The 17868-nt window shown below is 54.0% G+C and carries 18 protein-coding genes and 1 riboswitch; of the genes, 9 read left to right on the top strand and 9 right to left on the bottom strand.

Annotated features, from left to right (window positions below; all coding sequences use genetic code 11):
- Positions 1-37: 37 nt before the first annotated feature.
- On the bottom strand, positions 38-1336 hold the full coding sequence (locus TW80_RS02980) for an XRE family transcriptional regulator (protein ID WP_239450480.1): 1299 nt from the start codon (positions 1334-1336) through the stop codon (positions 38-40).
- Between the two features lie 226 nt (positions 1337-1562).
- Between TW80_RS02980 and TW80_RS02975 the strand changes: the two genes are divergently transcribed.
- The 8 genes from TW80_RS02975 (at position 1563) to aat (ending at position 9628) form a co-directional block, all read left to right on the top strand.
- The gene (locus TW80_RS02975; RefSeq protein WP_045995861.1) at positions 1563-2909 is read left to right on the top strand and encodes a substrate-binding protein; all 1347 of its coding nucleotides are present in this window, start codon (positions 1563-1565) and stop codon (positions 2907-2909) included.
- A gap of 125 nt (positions 2910-3034) precedes the next feature.
- A complete protein-coding gene (locus tag TW80_RS02970; protein WP_045995860.1) occupies positions 3035-4066 on the top strand; it encodes a branched-chain amino acid ABC transporter permease in 1032 nt (343 codons plus the stop codon).
- Between the two features lie 4 nt (positions 4067-4070).
- The gene (locus TW80_RS02965; protein ID WP_045995859.1) at positions 4071-5270 is read left to right on the top strand and encodes a branched-chain amino acid ABC transporter permease; all 1200 of its coding nucleotides are present in this window, start codon (positions 4071-4073) and stop codon (positions 5268-5270) included.
- Positions 5271-5282: 12 nt separating this feature from the next.
- On the top strand, positions 5283-6041 hold the full coding sequence (locus tag TW80_RS02960) for an ABC transporter ATP-binding protein (protein WP_045995858.1): 759 nt from the start codon (positions 5283-5285) through the stop codon (positions 6039-6041).
- A gap of 81 nt (positions 6042-6122) precedes the next feature.
- A complete protein-coding gene (locus tag TW80_RS02955) occupies positions 6123-6872 on the top strand; it encodes an ABC transporter ATP-binding protein (RefSeq protein ID WP_045995857.1) in 750 nt (249 codons plus the stop codon).
- A gap of 192 nt (positions 6873-7064) precedes the next feature.
- Positions 7065-7565 carry an acetyl-CoA carboxylase biotin carboxyl carrier protein gene (gene accB, locus TW80_RS02950; RefSeq protein ID WP_045995856.1) on the top strand — a complete coding sequence of 167 codons (501 nt, stop codon included), beginning with the start codon at positions 7065-7067 and terminating at the stop codon, positions 7563-7565.
- Positions 7566-7575: 10 nt separating this feature from the next.
- Entirely contained in the window at positions 7576-8925 is a 1350-nt protein-coding gene (gene accC / locus TW80_RS02945; RefSeq protein WP_045995855.1) for an acetyl-CoA carboxylase biotin carboxylase subunit, read from the top strand.
- Positions 8926-8989: 64 nt separating this feature from the next.
- Entirely contained in the window at positions 8990-9628 is a 639-nt protein-coding gene (aat, locus tag TW80_RS02940) for a leucyl/phenylalanyl-tRNA--protein transferase (protein WP_045995854.1), read from the top strand.
- On the opposite strand, the gene TW80_RS02935 is transcribed toward aat, so the two are convergent.
- The 8 genes from TW80_RS02935 to metZ all read right to left on the bottom strand — a co-directional run bounded on the left by TW80_RS02935 (position 9592) and on the right by metZ (position 16736).
- On the bottom strand, positions 9592-9960 hold the full coding sequence (locus TW80_RS02935) for a DUF2155 domain-containing protein (protein ID WP_045996969.1): 369 nt from the start codon (positions 9958-9960) through the stop codon (positions 9592-9594). The genes aat and TW80_RS02935 overlap by 37 nt on opposite strands.
- Positions 9961-9971: 11 nt before the next feature.
- A complete protein-coding gene (locus tag TW80_RS02930) occupies positions 9972-10355 on the bottom strand; it encodes an NADH:ubiquinone oxidoreductase subunit NDUFA12 (protein ID WP_045995853.1) in 384 nt (127 codons plus the stop codon).
- A 60-nt stretch (positions 10356-10415) separates the two neighbouring features.
- Positions 10416-10787 carry a RidA family protein gene (locus TW80_RS02925; protein WP_045995852.1) on the bottom strand — a complete coding sequence of 124 codons (372 nt, stop codon included), beginning with the start codon at positions 10785-10787 and terminating at the stop codon, positions 10416-10418.
- Between the two features lie 4 nt (positions 10788-10791).
- On the bottom strand, positions 10792-12060 hold the full coding sequence (gene clpX / locus TW80_RS02920) for an ATP-dependent Clp protease ATP-binding subunit ClpX (protein WP_045995851.1): 1269 nt from the start codon (positions 12058-12060) through the stop codon (positions 10792-10794).
- Between the two features lie 125 nt (positions 12061-12185).
- The gene (locus TW80_RS02915; protein WP_045995850.1) at positions 12186-12806 is read right to left on the bottom strand and encodes an ATP-dependent Clp protease proteolytic subunit; all 621 of its coding nucleotides are present in this window, start codon (positions 12804-12806) and stop codon (positions 12186-12188) included.
- Positions 12807-12966: 160 nt separating this feature from the next.
- A complete protein-coding gene (locus tag TW80_RS02910) occupies positions 12967-14091 on the bottom strand; it encodes a DUF6630 family protein (RefSeq protein ID WP_045995849.1) in 1125 nt (374 codons plus the stop codon).
- A gap of 126 nt (positions 14092-14217) precedes the next feature.
- Positions 14218-15321, bottom strand: coding sequence for a GTP cyclohydrolase FolE2 (gene folE2, locus TW80_RS02905; protein WP_045996968.1), 1104 nt, complete (start codon positions 15319-15321; stop codon positions 14218-14220).
- Between the two features lie 239 nt (positions 15322-15560).
- On the bottom strand, positions 15561-16736 hold the full coding sequence (metZ, locus tag TW80_RS02900; protein ID WP_045996967.1) for an O-succinylhomoserine sulfhydrylase: 1176 nt from the start codon (positions 16734-16736) through the stop codon (positions 15561-15563).
- A 55-nt stretch (positions 16737-16791) separates the two neighbouring features.
- A riboswitch (SAM riboswitch) is annotated at positions 16792-16869 on the bottom strand.
- Positions 16870-17081: 212 nt separating this feature from the next.
- Here metZ and TW80_RS02895 point away from each other — a divergent pair.
- Positions 17082-17858, top strand: coding sequence for an alpha/beta fold hydrolase (locus TW80_RS02895; RefSeq protein ID WP_239450508.1), 777 nt, complete (start codon positions 17082-17084; stop codon positions 17856-17858).
- Positions 17859-17868 lie beyond the last annotated feature (10 nt).

Below are 17868 nucleotides of genomic sequence, written 5' to 3'. Positions count from 1 at the left end.
TCCCTAAGGTGGACTATCGTGGGAATTAGGTCCGAAGTCAAAGACCAGCTGCACCCGCCAGTCCGATAATTGCAGGCTCGCGCCGGGTCGCGCAATCAGAACGTGGGCAGATCCGACATGATCCGCCAACGGGAATTGAAAATCCTGCGCTTTCGGCAGGATCTGCTATAACAAGCATCGTACTTTGAAGCACTGGGATCACGTCAAACTGCTGCTCTCCCTTTGGCATTGCCATCGCATAACACATGAAACGCGTTTGGCCGGCATCTGGCAAAGTGACCTCTGCGCGAATAGGCTGCGTGGGACGACTAAGTGCACTAAATATAGGCCATAATGGGCAGGCGTCAGTCGCGCGTGAATAGGTGAAACCGGGAACCGGCTTGAGAAAGGTCAACGCCCCTGAGGCATCGCAAACCGCGAGCCCCATGCGCGGGTGGCCCTCGTGCGATGGCAGGCTTGCCAAGCGGCGCAAGACCGTCGCAAAATCCACCCGAAACTGTCGCGCAAGCTGCGACGGATCATAGTCCAAATCACGAGCGGCCTGAGAAAATTCAGCAAGCGGAAGTTGTATCGCGTCATCTTGGTACTGCCGGGCATAGGCGTCGAAAAGCCGCAGTGAGGACCCCGTTAATCCCATCTCCTGCCCCAGCTCAGCAATGTCAGGATCGCGACCTTCGAGCTGCTCCAACTGGTAATCGCGCAATGCGAGCGCAGCTTCCATTTGCTCGAATGGGGACTGGGCAACCTCTAGTTTGGTTTCCGGCGCTTCAAGATACGCGATCAGCGCCTCACTACTATCAGCGAGTCGCAAACTATCTTTGTGAATGTTCTGGTGAAACCGCTTTTGCCAATCCGCATCCAATTGTTCTTGGGTTACCAGAATAGACGCTGACGAACGGATCGACGTCACTGCCGAGATCACCTCGTGTAGCGAATTTGCCAATTGGGGATCATGCGCCATTCGGTCCGTCAGGGCGAGCGTGTGTTCGTGCAATGCTGCAATCCGACGGGCCTGCGCAACGACCAATGCGCTCCATCCTGGATAGCGCGCAGCAAATTCCTCTGCCCTTGCGATTTCGGCATCTGGCCCCAAAGTCGCGGCCGCGCTACGCATCTGGTCAAGCAGATCGCTGTCTGCCCCATCCGTCAGCATGACCGGATCAACACTTAGAACCCGCGCAAGATCAGAAAGTAACTTTCCCCCGATTCTGCGGCGATTATGCTCAATAAGGTTAAGATATGATGGCGAAATTCCAACCGCCTCGGCGACGGCCGCCTGACGCAACCCCTGATCAAGCCGCTTTTCCCGAATACGCGAGCCTGTCAATCGTTTCACTGACACCGTGAATTCCCCCAATGCTTTCAATCGCTTTCTGCACCTGCATGAAAACTGGTTTACAATCATAGAGATCGAGTTGTGCATTTTTTTACAAATAAAGCAAGTCGTCCCAATGGGTTGTTGCTGAATTGACCAATCACCCACCAAAATAGACGTGTACGTACACGTACAAGCTGTGAAATCTTTCGGGATTGATCAGCACAAACCTTTAGGGAGGAAAATAATGTCAAAATCGAATTTCTCACGTCGCGGCGTGTTGAAGACCGGTGCAATTGCTGGTGCGGGCCTAACGCTTCCGACGTATCTACGTGCGGAATCCCACGCTGGTTTCACCAACGCACCCGGTGACAGTGAGGTCATTCTTGGCTTCAACGTTCCACAGACAGGACCATACGCGGACGAGGGCGCAGACGAACTGCGTGCGTATGAACTGGCTGTAGAGCACCTGAACGGTGGTGGCGACGGCGGAATGCTGAACACCTTCTCTTCAAAAGTTCTCGACGGCACAGGTATTCTGGGTCGCGAAGTTAAATATGTAACAGGTGATACCCAAACCAAGTCTGACGCGGCACGTGCTTCTGCGCGCTCGATGATCGAAAAAGACGGCGCGATCATGATCACCGGTGGTTCATCCTCTGGTGTGGCTGTGGCCGTACAAGCGCTCTGCCAAGAGGCCGGCGTTATCTTTATGGCGGGTCTGACCCACTCGAACGACACGACAGGTAAAGATAAGCGCGCCAATGGCTTCCGCCACTTCTTTAACTCTTACATGTCGGGCGCGGCGCTGGCTCCTGTGCTTGCGTCAAACTACGGTACAGACCGTAAAGCCTACCACCTGACAGCTGACTACAACTGGGGTTACACCACAGAAGAAGCTGTACGTTCTTCGACAGAAGCATTGGGTTGGGAAACTGTGAACGCGGTGAAAACACCACTTACACAGACTGACTTCTCTTCATATATCGCGCCTGTTCTGAACTCTGGTGCTGACGTTCTGGTTCTGAACCACTACGGCGGTAACATGGTGAACTCTCTCACCAACGCTGTTCAGTTCGGCCTGCGTGATGCGATGGCAAACGGCAAGAACTTTGAGATCGTCGTTCCTCTCTACTCTCGCCTGATGGCGAAGGGTGCGGGTGCCAACGTGAAGGGCATCTTTGGTTCGACAAACTGGCACTGGTCGCTGCAGGACGAAGGCTCCAAAGCATTCGTTCAGTCCTTTGGGACAAAATACGGCTTCCCGCCATCACAGGCTGCGCACACATGCTACGTGCAGACACTTCTTTATGCTGACGCAGTTACACGGGCTGGCTCGTTCAACCCATGTGCAGTTGCAGAAGCTCTGGAAGATTACGAATTCGACGGCTTGGGTAACGGTAAAACACTTTACCGTGGCGCAGATCACCAGTGCTTCAAAGACGTGCTGGTCGTGAAGGGTAAAGAAAACCCAGAGAACGAATTCGACCTTCTCGAAATCGTAGAGGTTACACCTGTTGATCAGGTGACCTACGAGCCAGATCACCCACAATTCCAGGGTGGTGCATTGGGTACATGTAACCCAGGCGCGTAATTAACCACTACATCAGGTCACCACATCACGTGGTGGCCTGTCACGTCGACAGTAAACTGCGCCTTGCTGGGCTGCGGTATGTCTCTTGGCACCCCGCCAACACTTAACTGATCAGAGGTCACCTTATGGACCAGTTCATTCTTCAAATCCTCAACGGACTTGATAAGGGCTCGGCTTACGCACTCATTGCGCTCGGGCTTACACTTATCTTCGGGACGCTTGGCGTTGTCAACTTCGCTCACGGGGCGCTGTTTATGATGGGCGCATTTTGCGCTGTTACCGTCAGCAAACTCCTTACACTCAGCCACAAAGTTGTGGACGAAACACGGACAGACTTTTTGGGGAATCCTCTCCAAGTTGATGTCCCCTACCTCCACGATCTCTTCGGCCCGGCACTCGGCGACCGGCTGATCGACTGGGCGGTTCCGATTTCGATCCTCTTTGCCATTCCAGTTATGATCGGCATCGGCTTCATCATGGAGCGCGGCCTGATCAAACACTTCTACAAACGTCCGCACGCAGACCAAATCTTGGTGACCTTCGGCTTGGCCATCGTGCTGCAAGAAGTGATCAAATACTACTACGGCGCGAACCCAATCCCAACCCCAGCTCCTGAAGCATTCAAAGGAAGCTTTGACTTTGGGGTCATGATCGGCTTCGACGCGAACGCCATTATCTACCCTTACTGGCGTCTGGTATACTTCTTCTTCTCGCTACTGGTGATCGGTGCAGTCTTTGCATTCCTGCAATTCACGACCTTCGGGATGGTTGTACGCGCAGGCATGGCCGACCGCGAAACAGTCGGCATCCTCGGCATCGACATCGACAAGCGGTTTACCATCATGTTTGGCATTGCGGCGGCAGTCGCCGGGCTTGCGGGCGTGATGTATGTGCCAATCAATCCACCGAACTATCACATGGGCATGGACTTTCTGGTGCTGAGCTTTGTGGTTGTTGTTGTGGGCGGCATGGGGTCCCTCCCCGGCGCTGTCGCAGCAGGCTTTCTCTTAGGTATCCTCGAGAGCTTTGCCTCAACCTCCTGGGCGGTCAATCTGCTTCCAGGGATCAACCAGGTCATCATCTACCTGGTCGCAATTATCATTCTATTGACACGTCCACGTGGCCTGATGGGTCGCAAAGGCGTGATGGAGGAATAAGCCAATGCTAGGTCTCGAAAAGAAAGACTTCCGGCTGCTTCTTATTGTCATTGGCCTGACACTATTCGCACCATTCATTCTTAACCCGTTTCCAGCGGGTTCCGAATTGGCACAGTTCAACGCGGGTTATCCCGACTTGATGCAACGCTTTGTCATCTTTGGCATCTTTGCGATCGGGTTTAACATTCTGTTCGGCCTGACAGGGTATCTGTCATTCGGTCACGCGGCGTTCTTGGGTGTGGGTTCATACTCTGCTGTTTGGATGTTCAAATTGCTTAGCATGAACGTGCTGCCAGCGATCATCCTCAGCGTGATCATCTCCGGGCTCTTTGCGCTTGTGATCGGCTTTGTGTCGCTGCGCCGCTCTGGGATTTACTTCTCGATCCTGACGCTTGCCTTTGCGCAAATGTCGTTCGCCTTGGCCTACTCTGTTCTGACGCCTATCACAGGTGGTGAGACAGGTCTGCAACTGGCTCTGGACGATCCGCGCGTGTTGGGTGCGGCCCAAACGGCAAGCGGCAACATCCCGGTTCCGGCACTGTTCGGACTTGAGATGCGGTCATCCTATGAAATGTCGGTTGGGGCTTGGACCTTTACCTTCAACGCTGGCTACTACTTGGCAGCCTTGATCATGGTTCTCTCGTTCTATCTGGCAATCCGGATTTTCCGTTCACCATTCGGTATGATGTTGCGCGCGATCAAATCCAACCAAACGCGGATGAGCTACACAGGTCTGAACGCACGGCCTTATACGCTCGCAGCCTTTGTGATTTCGGGCATGTATGCAGGTCTCGCTGGCGGTTTGATGGCATCAATGGACCCTCTTGCCGGTGCTGAGCGTATGCAGTGGACCGCATCTGGTGAGGTCGTCTTGATGACTATCCTTGGTGGTGCAGGTACGCTGATCGGTCCAGTACTGGGCGCAGGAATGATCAAATACTTTGAAAACATCTTTTCGAAGATCAACAGCCAGATCCTGCACGACTGGTTTGGGTTCTTGCCTGATGGGCTCGAGGATTTTGTTGTCACACTGATCTATCCTTTCGTGGGTAAAGGTTGGCACCTGACGCTGGGTATCGTGTTCATGCTGGTCGTGATCTTCCTGCCCGGTGGCCTTGTCCAAGGTGGACAGAAAATCGCAGCGGCTTTCCGTCGCAAGAAATCCGAAAAAGCCAGCTCTGGCGCAACCAAACCTGCCGAATAAGGAGAAACGGATATGGGAATCCTTGAAGTTAAAGGCATCAATAAACGGTTTGGTGGCCTGCAGGCGCTAGGTGACGTCAACCTAAGTGTCGAAGAAAACACGGTGCACGCAATCATCGGACCAAACGGTGCGGGCAAATCCACGCTCCTCAACGTTTTGGTGGGTAAACTGATCCCCGACAGTGGTTCGGTGATGTTTGACGGTCAATCTGTGTTGGGGCGCAAGCCCCACGAGATTAACCAGATGGGCATCAGCCGCGTGTTCCAAACACCCGAGATTTTCTCGGACTTGACGGTGTTCGAAAACGTGATGATCCCCTGCTTTGCCAAACGGGATGGTGCGTTCCGCATGCACGCAATCAGCAGCGTCATGTCCGAAAAAGGCATTCGCGCGCAGGCCGAGGAAATCCTCGCAGATGTGAACATGCTCGAAAAACGGGACGTTGTGACCTCGAGCCTGTCTCGTGGTGACAAGCGTCGCTTGGAAATGGCCATGTGTCTGGTCCAAGATCCAAAGCTGTTGCTTTTGGATGAACCAACCGCGGGCATGGCGCGCGCCGACACGGAGAACACGATCAACCTGCTCAAAGAAATCCGGACAAAACGTGGTATCACGATGGCTATCATCGAACATGATATGAACGTTGTCTTTTCGCTTGCAGAACGGATCACTGTTTTGGCGCAGGGCACACCGCTTGTCGAAGACATCCCGGAAAACATCAAAGGCCACCCAAAAGTGCGCGAAGCCTATCTCGGCGAAGCACAGGTCTAATCCTTCATCCAGCGGCCAATTCTTTCCTGCAAAGGGTTGGCCACCAACTTTCGTAGAAAGTTTGGCACTCCGGAGAACACTATGAACAAACCATTCAACAAAAACGCCAACAATGCGGCCACTCACCCCGCCTTTCTCAGCGTATGGGAAATCGAAGCCTACTACGGCGAAAGCTACATCGTTCAAAACGTAAGCTTTAACATCCACGAGGGCGAAATCCTCGCGCTTTTGGGGCGTAACGGTGCGGGCAAGACATCCACTTTGCGGACGATTGCACGCCTCGATGATCCAGAACTCAAGCATGGCGAAATTTGGCTCGACCACCAACCGCTGCACGAGATGAAGAGCCACCAAGCTGCGGCGTCTGGGATCGCATTGGTCCCCGAAGATCGTCGGATCATTCCGGGCCTGACAGTGGAAGAAAACCTGCAACTTGCGCAGATCGCCCCGCCGAAAGGCTGGTCACTTGATCGTATCTATGACCTGTTCCCACGTCTCGGCGAGCGTCGCAAACAAGAGGGCGTGACCCTTTCAGGTGGCGAACAGCAGATGCTTGCCATTGCGCGTGCGCTTGCGCGCGACATCAAAGTGCTGCTTCTGGACGAACCATACGAGGGGCTCGCCCCGGTGATCGTGCAAGAAATCGCCAAGACACTAGACATCATCCGCGACCAAGGCATCACCACAGTGATCGTTGAGCAAAACGCTGTCGCAGCGTTGAAGCTTGCCGACCGCGCCGTGATCTTGGACACGGGTACAGTCGTCTTTGATGGCTCGGCGGCCGAGGTTCTCGAAAACGAAGCGCTCCGCGCGCAATATCTCGCAATTTAAGCACCAGTTTGCCGGGCGTATATTTCGTCTACGCCCGGCAAATCCGCTAGACCAAGCGAACAAATCGCCAAAGCATTGCATTTTCATATACGCGTGCTTCCCCCCCCGGCAGGCTTGCCCTATAAGTGCTCCGACGCCTAGTGACGTTACGTCGCGCGGCGAATGAACAATAGGCAAACGGCCGAGGACACTATGAGCAACAAAACCTCTCATGACAGCGATGTCAGCTTTATTCAGGCTCTGGCAGAGCTTTTGCGTGAAAACGATCTGACCGAGCTTCAAGTTAAGCGGGACTATGCTGAAAACGACAGCCTGAACGTTCGCGTCAGCCGCCAAACACAAACCGTTGTACAAGCAACTGTGCCTGCTGCTCCGGCAGCGCCTGCGCCCGTTGCAGCGCCTGCACCCGCTGCGGCGGCACCTGCTCCGGCAGCAGATGCTGCTGATCCTGCCAGCCACCCTGGCGCAGTGACATCGCCAATGGTTGGCACCGTTTACATGGCACCAGAACCCGGCGCAGCGCCTTTCACCTCGGTCGGTGCAACTGTCAACGAAGGCGACACATTGCTGATCATCGAAGCGATGAAAACTATGAACCACATTCCTGCACCACGCGCAGGCACTGTGAAACGCATTCTGGTCGAAGACGGCGGCGCCGTCGAATTTGGCGCCCCTCTTGTGATCATCGAATAAGGGGCCGCCCATGTTCGATAAAATTCTTATCGCGAACCGGGGCGAAATTGCCCTGCGTGTCGTACGCGCCTGCCGCGAAATGGGTGTGAAATCGGTCGCAGTGCACTCTACGGCTGACTCTGATGCGATGCACGTGCGTATGGCCGACGAGGCCGTCTGCATCGGCCCGCCATCTTCTGCGCAAAGCTATCTGTCATTCCCTGCGATCCTATCCGCCTGTGAAATCACAGGTGCGCAAGCGATCCACCCCGGCTATGGCTTTCTGTCTGAAAACGCAGCTTTCGTGCAGGCCGTTGAGGACCATGGCCTAACCTTCATTGGACCGACAGCAGAACATATCCGTGTCATGGGTGACAAAATCACCGCCAAGGACACAATGAAGGCGCTTGGCGTGCCTTGTGTTCCCGGCTCTGATGGTGGGGTGCCAACACTCGAGGATGCAAAACGCATCGGCGAGGAAATCGGTTATCCGGTGATCATCAAGGCAACTGCTGGCGGCGGTGGCCGTGGCATGAAGGTGGCGCAAACCGCTGCCGACATGGAACAGGCATTCCATTCAGCGCGTGCCGAGGGCAAAGCAGCTTTTGGCAACGATGAAGTTTACATCGAAAAATACCTGACCACTCCGCGCCACATCGAAATCCAAGTCTTTGGCGATGGGAAAGGCAACGCTGTTCACCTTGGCGAACGTGATTGTTCCTTGCAGCGGCGTCACCAAAAGGTGTTTGAAGAGGCCCCAGGCCCATGCATCACCCCCGAGTTACGTGCAAAGATTGGTAAGGTCTGTGCTGACGCGGTCGCCAAGATCAACTACATTGGCGCGGGAACCATCGAATTCTTGTTTGAGAACGATGAATTCTACTTCATCGAGATGAACACCCGTCTTCAGGTCGAACACCCGGTCACGGAGTCAATCTTTGGTGTAGATCTTGTGCGCGAACAACTGCGCGTCGCAGCAGGCATGCCGATGTCATTCACCCAAGACGATCTGACGATCAATGGTCACTCGATCGAGGTGCGGATCAACGCTGAAAAGTTGCCAAACTTTGCCCCCTGCCCCGGTACGATCACGCAGTACCACACGCCCGGTGGCCTTGGCGTGCGAATGGATAGTGCGCTTTATGACGGCTATCGCATCCCGCCCTACTATGACAGCCTGATCGGTAAGCTGATCGTGCATGGCCGCGACCGTCCAGAGGCGCTTGCGCGTCTGGCACGTGCATTGGGCGAATTGATCGTCGATGGTGTTGATACGACAGTACCGCTATTCCACGCGCTATTGGCAGAAGAAGCCGTTCAAACTGGTGACTACAACATTCACTGGCTCGAACACTGGCTCGAAGAAAACCTAAACGCCTAAATCACGAAACGCGGTTCAAGAATTTGGACCGCGTTTCATTTTTCGCGGTAACGTCGCTCGTACAATGCAAGAGCTTACTCCAGAAATATTACTGTCCGCCTACGCCCAAGGCGTGTTTCCCATGTCCGAAAGCCGGGATGACCCCGAGATTTTCTGGGTTGATCCGACAATGCGCGGCGTCATTCCGCTCGATGGGTTTCGCATTTCGCGTAGCCTCGCCAAGACGATGCGGCGCGGGCATCTGACCGTTAGCTTTGATACCGCCTTTGCTCAGGTCGTGTCGGGCTGCGCCGATCGTGACGAGACCTGGATCAACGAGACCATCTTTGAACTCTATTGCGTATTGCACCAACTCGGCTACGCACATTCGGTCGAGGTTTGGCAGGGCAAGGATCTCGTCGGTGGTGCATATGGCGTTGCAATTGGCGCCGCCTTCTTTGGCGAAAGCATGTTTAGCACTGTGACAGATGCCTCAAAGGTCGCTCTGGCCTATTTGATCGACAGGTTGCGGCTCGGTGGGTTTGTCTTGTGCGATACGCAGTTCATTACGGATCACCTCGCGAGCCTAGGGGCCGAAGAAATACCGCGTGCTGCCTATCACCAACAGCTTGCACAAGCGATCAATCTACCGGCCAGCTTTGCGCAATCCGGCCCAATTCCGTCGGCTCAGGACGTAATACAACGCAACGCCCAGACGTCGTAACGCTGGTGGTCCATTGCGTTTAATGCTGGTGAAGACGCAATCATCCAGCCTGCAAACACGGGCTCTGGTTCATCACGGTACTTTACCACCAATTCAACGAATGCATCGCCCGAAGGGTTCGATTCGGGATAACGGCAGTCGTTCAAGGTAATGTGTAAGTAGCCGAGCCGCCCCGTTTCACCGGGATGCAATGTCAAATCTGCATGCTCGCCTGTTAGCTTGTCCAAGACGCGGACTTCACCGGCGTCAGCGGATATTGCGACATCATTTTGGGCTTGCACCGCTGCCGTGCAGCCAAACGTCAGGGCAACTGAAAGGATAAAGCGTTTCATATCGACCAGCCCTATTCCGGTGACCACGCCTCGTAATCGGTGCGTTCGGCTGGCGCCGCCTTGCGAATAGAACCTGCGGGCGCATAGGCAAGCATGGTACCAGTCAGATTCTCTTGGTGCGGTTTTTCCCAGTCTTTATGCGCCACCGGTGTTTCGCTTGGTGGCTGGTCCCATGTGTGATGCAGCCAACCATGCCACTCAGGGCTCACGCGTGATGCTTCGTTTTCGCCGTTATAGATCACCCAACGGCGGCTATCATCGGCGTTCCGATAGAACACGTTGCCTTCGGAATCCTCACCAACTTTGGTCCCGTTACGACTCGTCCAGAGCTGGGTGCCAAATGACTGGCCATCCCACCACGTAAAGATGCGTTTCATATTGTGACCTAAGCCCATGGCACGTCTCCGATTACCTTGCCTCTCAATGCCCGAAATACAACGAAAGGTCTAGTGTCGTTAAAGCCCTGCGCGATAGGCTGTGAGTTCAATCTCGATCTTGTACTTAGGATCAATCAAGGGGCATGAAATCATCATCGCCGCAGGAGGGTTATCGCCAAAGGTCTGTGACAATACGGGCCAGCACGCCTCAAAATCGGCAGGATTTGGGACCACATAGGTGACCCGTACCGCATCAGCAAATGATGCGCCGGCCTTGGTCAGTGCTCCTTCGATGACCTGCAGTGCAGCAGCGCATTGTTCCGCAACACTGTCCGAAATTTGATCGCCCGGCGCAACGGTTCCAGACACATGCACCCAGCCATCGGCAACGACGGCGCGGCAGTATCCGATTTTATCCTCGTATATGCCGCCCGATTTAATCCGTTGCACCCGATTAGCTCGCAGAGGCTGTTTCTTTTGCCTTTTTGCCCTCGTCGTGGATCATAAGAGGAGCCACATCAGATGTGACCGCCTCTTCGTTCACGACGACCTCGGTTACGGTATCCATGCCCGGCAGATCAAACATCGTATCCAGCAGGATATCTTCCATGATTGACCGCAGACCACGTGCGCCAGTCTTGCGTTCAATCGCACGGTTGGCGATGGCAGACAGTGCATCATCGGTGAAGGTCAATTTGGTGTCTTCGAGTTCGAACAAACGTTGATACTGTTTGACCAGCGCATTTTTAGGCTGCGTCAAGATCGTGATCAGCGCGTCAGCGTCGAGATCAGTCAGCGTGGCAATCACGGGTAGACGACCAACGAATTCAGGAATCAGACCAAACTTCAGCAGATCTTCTGGTTCGAGGTCTTGGAAAACCTCGCCAACGCCGCGCTCATCCACTTCTTGCACATCAGCGCCAAAGCCCATGCTGGTGCCTTTGCCACGCTGCGCGATGATTTTGTCCAAACCAGCGAACGCACCGCCGCAGATAAACAGAATGTTCGTTGTATCGACCTGCAAGAATTCTTGTTGCGGATGCTTGCGACCACCCTGAGGCGGTACCGATGCAACGGTCCCTTCCATAATCTTGAGCAAAGCTTGCTGCACACCCTCACCGGAAACATCGCGTGTGATAGAAGGGTTGTCAGACTTGCGCGTGATCTTATCAACTTCGTCAATATAGACGATGCCGCGCTGCGCACGCTCTACATTGTATTCAGAGGCCTGCAACAGCTTGAGGATAATGTTCTCAACATCTTCGCCAACATAACCAGCTTCGGTCAGTGTTGTTGCATCCGCCATAGTAAAGGGCACATCCAAGATGCGCGCCAATGTCTGCGCCAGCAGTGTTTTACCACAACCGGTTGGGCCGATCAGCATGATATTTGATTTCGCCAGTTCGATATCCGACTTATCAGCGTGGTTTAGACGCTTGTAGTGGTTATGAACGGCTACAGACAACACGCGCTTGGCATGCAACTGGCCGATTACATAGTCATCCAGAACTTTGCAAATTTCGGTCGGGGTTGGCACACCGTCGCCGGATTTCAAACCCGCGGTTTTGGTTTCCTCGCGGATAATATCCATGCATAGCTCAACGCATTCGTCACAGATAAATACCGTTGGACCAGCAATCAGCTTGCGCACTTCATGTTGGCTTTTCCCGCAGAAGCTACAGTAAAGCGTGTTTTTGCTGTCGTTTCCGGTCGTTGTCGCCATCTCAAAACCCCTTGGCCATTAGGCCCGTCAAACTTAGTTTGGGCTGCCCCTGTTCCAACTTTAGGACAGCCCGGCAAGGTCCACAATGTCAAAATGACCTAGACGAGGTCAGGTTAACAAGACCTTTAGTCGTCGGCCTTTTCACGGTTCTCGACGATTTCGTCGATCAGGCCCCAATCGCGCGCCTCTTCTGGCGACATAAAGTTGTCGCGCTCTAGGGCGGATTCCACTTTTTTCAGCGTCTGGCCAGTGTGCTTGACGTAGATTTCGTTCAGTCGCGTCTTGAGCTTTTGCGTCTCTTGCGCGTGGATCATGATATCAGTCGCTTGGCCCTGATAGCCGCCAGATGGCTGGTGCACCATGACGCGGCTGTTTGGCAGCGAGAAACGCAACCCCGGATGGCCTGCAGTCAACAGCAGCGACCCCATCGACGCCGCCTGACCGATGACCAGCGTGCTGACCTTTGGTTTGATGTACTGCATCGTGTCGTAGATCGACAAACCAGATGTCACAACGCCACCGGGGCTGTTGATATACATGCTGATTTCTTTTTTCGGGTTTTCCGATTCCAGATGCAGCAGCTGTGCCACGATTAGCTGGCTCATGCCATCATGAACGGGGCCGTTGACGAAAATGATACGTTCTTTCAGTAGGCGCGAAAAAATATCGTAGGCGCGTTCACCCCGAGCGGTCTGTTCAACGACCATTGGGACAAGGTTCATGTAGGTCTCGACGGGGTCTTGCATATCTATTGCCTCACTGTTGGACGGGGACGTCCTAAATCAAAAGTCCTGACAGAGTCTTAGTGACAGGCGACAGGGGCTTCAAGGGCAAGAGCGCGGGATTGCCCGATCCTTCTCTCTTGTCCGCCTTCGCAACACCGCATCAAATGACTGCGAAATTTCATCAGCTTGCCAATATTCTTGTGGGCGCCATCAGCTTCTTAATCCGATTCCGATCTTTTTTGCTTGCGACAAAGAATGTGTGGGCATCAACAACAGTGGACACTGTCCAAAGATCGAACCCTATCTCATTCAAATATTTAAAGTAGGGATCAAGCGCACCTGGCATCGCCAGTGTAGCTGCCCTTGGTTTAGGGAAATCAAGTTCAACATCAGCGAGCACCCGTCGGAGAGTGTGCTCAAGCTCAACAGTGTCTTCCTTCCAATCGAGCCAGAATATGAAATCCACCTCAGCGTCTTGGTTATAAATTTCGCTTATGCGCAGCGCGGTTGTTTCCGGGTCTTCGGTGTTTGCGAAAACCTCTTTGATCTTTGCTTTGGTTGTGTCCGGGTCGGCTGTGTGTCGAATGATATCAACAAGCTTGAGGTACGCTTTTTCCGCCGCTTTGGGGTCATAGATTTCTTGAATGAGCAGCGGAATCGGATCGCCCCCGCATAGGTTGGGCCCCGGCTGCACGACCGTAGGTGCTTGTTTACGATGCTTTTTGTACAGCTTGAGACCAGTTGCCTCATCAACCTCTGGATAGGGGCGCTGGCGACGCCCAGAAATAAAGTATCGCGTTTCCGTCAGCATACAGGTTTTCCAAAACTCTGGACTTTCTTTGCGTAGATCACCAGACCAGTCGACAGGTGGCTCGAACAGATGTCGTGCAACAAAGGTCGCGCCAAATTCGCGCTGTCCTCCCATGGTCATAATCTTACCGCCCCCTACCCAAAAACCCGCCTCCTCGAGGTGATCATCAGAGAAATCACCTAAACATGTTTCGCCAACCCGGTAACGACCAAGGCTCAGCGCCTGCGCGTTGTACGCGGCCAAATCTGACGCGTAGCCGCTGTCACTATCGCGGGAAATGCAAAACGCGGGCTCTGAGGCGTCACCGTCATATAGCGCAAAGCCTTCTACGGTGCCTTGGTTATAACCGGGGATTGTCTCTGCCTTGACGGTCAAATGCGGAAAGGCGAGCGAGATTGCGGCCTTTGAAAACGGCAACCAAGCGAGCGAGTGCCCCGCGACGCATCCGTAATCAAGGTTCAAGTCACCCTTTGGTTTTCGCGAAAACAGCCCCATCTCTCATCCCTTGGCACGTTGAAGTGTTCATCAGCGCCTAGGGTATGGCCAACTATATGACGTTCAAGCTAATTTTCACGGGCAGTTCAGAACGCGCAACTATCCACTTATGCCTGCAGTTCGTCACTAGCCTACGTGGAAAAGCGTCGCAAATAGCTTGGGATCGAGGCTCTCACTCGCAAAGGTTTCGCCTTCGGTCAGCACAGACACCGCATCGTGGCTGTGCAGGCTTTCTTGATGGCTCGCGATAACGCGGAAATCTGAAACGCGGTTCTCGGCTTGTAACTGTTCGGTAAACAGCCGCACGGCGTCTTCGACAAAGATCGGGTTGGCGGCGTTCAGCTCGGCAAAGGCCTGTTCGTCTTCGCGTTTGACCATAACTTGCGTTTCTGTCGGCACCGCTAAGCGTGCACGATCAATGAGATCCTCAAACCACAAACAGCTTTGTGTCTGATCGACCAGCACAGACAGGCGGGCGACAGAACGTTGTGAATGCGGTGTCGCAAGCTGTCCACGGAACTGTCGGGCGTGCTCTGACAATTCCAGTGAACATGGGCAGGTTGACGAATAGACGTAATCCAAATGGATGATCTGTTTACGCACCCCTGCGCTTTCGACCAGCTCTAGCGCGATGTCGTAATATTGATAGCCAGACAGGCCAGAACGCAGGCTTTCGACCTTCATTGGAAAGGAAAACCGCATTTGGATGCGCGCATCAAAGCTTTCGAGATCAGTCTTATACGCATCTAACGCGCGCTCGATGACATCAAAGCTAAATGTCTCTTCTGCGTGCTTATAGAAGGTACGCATGATCCGGGACATATTGATGCCCTTCTTTTCCGCATCCAGCGAAACTGTACCCGTGACCGAGGTTTCCAAGGTCAGGTCGCCGCCATCGCGGGTGTGAAAACGGATCGGTAAACGAAAGTTGGAAATTCCAACGTGTTGAATCTGCTGTTTCGCCCCTTTGATCAGGCTCGAAGGTCCATTTTGCAGATCGGGCATGGATGCCTTGTATGCATCATCCACCTCAAAGGCATCAGGATAGGCACGTGCTAGGGCTGGGTAATTGGAAACCTCTTGCCCCGGAATCAAACGTGACACGAGTGGATCAAGTGTCGCAACTTCTTCGGCTGAAACCGCGCTGGCCCAGCGGCGCAACACCGCCAGCGCGGCCTCCGCGTCTTCTCTGCTCAGCGTGTCGTTTAACTGGGACGTGTGCATGTTCATGGCCTGCCCTCCGGCGTCGGGTTGCTCTCCAATTTGGTTGGTCGCGCGTTTGGCATTTCCAACCATCTCTTCATAGATACGCAGAACATCCGACTTCAGATCAGTCATTTTTGGCCTCCTACAGCACAGGCGAACGCCCGAGACCTTAACACATCAAGATAGCTGTGACAGGGCGTATACGACACACACGCCCCGTTTTGTACATGTCTACGCGGCGTGCCGCGCCGCCGCGCAATGGATCAACCAATCGCGGCGCGCAGGTCCGCCAGTAGATCATCTGCACCTTCCAGACCGATGCTCAAACGGATCAGGCCGGGGGTGATACCCAGATCAGCTTTGGTCTCTTCCTCGAGACGCTGGTGCGTTGTCGTGTAGGGGTGCGTCGCAATGGATTTCGCATCACCAAGGTTGTTGGAGATGGTGAAAATCTCAAGCTTATTCAGCAACGCAAAGGCAGCATCTTTGGAACCGACGTCAATTGACAATACCGTGCTGCCAGACCCCATCTGCGCCTGCGCAAGATCAAACTGGGCGTGGCTGGTCAAACCGGGGTAAATTACATTTGGAAGCTTACCGTCGGCCTCAAGCGCTGTAGCAATTTTCAGTGCCGAATCCGCCTGCGCGCGCACCCGCAGATCGATGGTCTCTAGCCCCTTGAGCATGAGCCACGCCGTAAAGGGCGAAATCGATCCGCCAGTATGTTTCATGTAGGGCTCGACTGTGCCGCGAATAAACTCTTTGGTGCCCAAGATAACACCGCCCAGTGCACGCCCCTGCCCGTCGATATGTTTGGTTGCCGAATACACAACCGCATCCGCACCTTGTTCAATCGCGTTCGAAAAGACTGGCGTTGCAAAGACGTTATCAATAATGACCTTCGCGCCAACGGCATGCGCCAGCTTGGAAACCGCCGCAATATCAACCACCTCAAGCGTCGGGTTTGATACGCTTTCAAAGAAAACAGCCTTTGTGTTTGGGCGTAGCGCCGCTTCCCATGCCGAAAGATCTGTGCCGTCAACAAAGGTTACTTCAACCCCGTAACGTGTCAGGATTTCCTCGAGGATATATAGACACGACCCAAACAAAGCCTTGGCCGACACAACATGGTCGCCCGCAGACAATAGCGCGCTTAGCACACCGTTAACGGCCGCCATACCAGACGCAGTCGCAAACGCGTCTTCCGCCCCTTCCAGCGCAGCAATGCGTTCTTCGAACATGGCGACGGTTGGATTGCCATAGCGCGCATAGATGAATTCATCATCGCCCAATGCCACAAAACGCGCCTCTGCATCCTCGGCTGTTTCGTAGACAAAGCCCTGCGTCATATAGATGGCTTCACTGACCTCGCCGTATTGGCTGCGCCGTGTGCCGGCATGGACCGCTTTCGTGCGTTTGCTCCAGTTCGTCATCGTCATATCCTCGCGCGTTTGCGCATTAAAAAACCTCGACACCGGGAAAAGGGTATCGAGGTCAAAAGAACCTTCACCCTCTTTAGCGGCATATTTAACGTGGCCCGCAATCCGGTAACAAATCGCCACGGCGAATGCATAGGCCGCCGAGTGCAGCAGGTCAAGAACCTCGATCGTTACACAATCTTAATCGCGCTGTCACAGCAGTGTGAGCAACGCCGACAAAATAAAGAACAACGCAATCGGAGTTCGCCTAAAATGCATTTCGCTGTGTCTCAGGGTCACTTGCCCTCCAATTTGAAAGTGCGGACCGCGCTCGCCAACCTCCCCGAGGGTGCGCCAATTGTGATTATGGTACACGGATATAAATATGATCCTTCCCTGCCTCGGTCCGATCCACATCGCCAGATATATGCTTATGCACCACAAAAAACAGGCAAGCGGATCGCGTCATGGCCGTTTCAACTGGGGCTCACCCCGCAAACGGCTCTGGCTGTTGGGTACGGATGGCCCGCACGTGGTACGATTTGGGAAGCGCATCGCGCAGCCGGCGAAGCAGCACATGATCTCGCGGGTTTGATCCAAAAAATTCGCGGTATTAGCCCCCAGCGGCCGATCCATATCGTTGCGCATTCGCTCGGTGCGCGTGTCACCCTCGCTGCCCTATCGCAATGCCAAGCTAATGATGTCGCGCGCGTTATTTTGATAACGCCCGCCGCCTTTGCCCGCGAAATGCACCGCACACAACAGAGCGCCGCAGGTCAAACCGCCGAATTCTTTAACATCCATGCCAGAGCAAATTTCTTGTTCGATGCGCTACTGATGTTGGCGCTGCCGCATTGGGGACCACCATTGGGGATCGCGCGCAATGAATATGAAAACCTTGTCGACCTGACAATTGATCGCCCCCAAACCCTAAACGGTTTGAATATGGCAGGTTTCCCAATGACAGAACCCGCACGCCGCATTTGTCATTGGTCTGGCTACCTTAGGCAGGATATCTGCGCAGTCTACCGCGCGCTGATCCATCGGCCCCATGAAACCCCAATTTGCTACCTACGACAGCTTATGCGCTGCGATAGATCAAATTGTCTGAATTCGACGACACCCGGCGCAATAGTTTCTTAAACATGCTGCA

This window comes from Loktanella sp. S4079 (genome assembly GCF_000967725.1).
GTDB lineage: Bacteria > Pseudomonadota > Alphaproteobacteria > Rhodobacterales > Rhodobacteraceae > Yoonia.
This window is presented reverse-complemented; position numbering and strand designations above follow the sequence as displayed.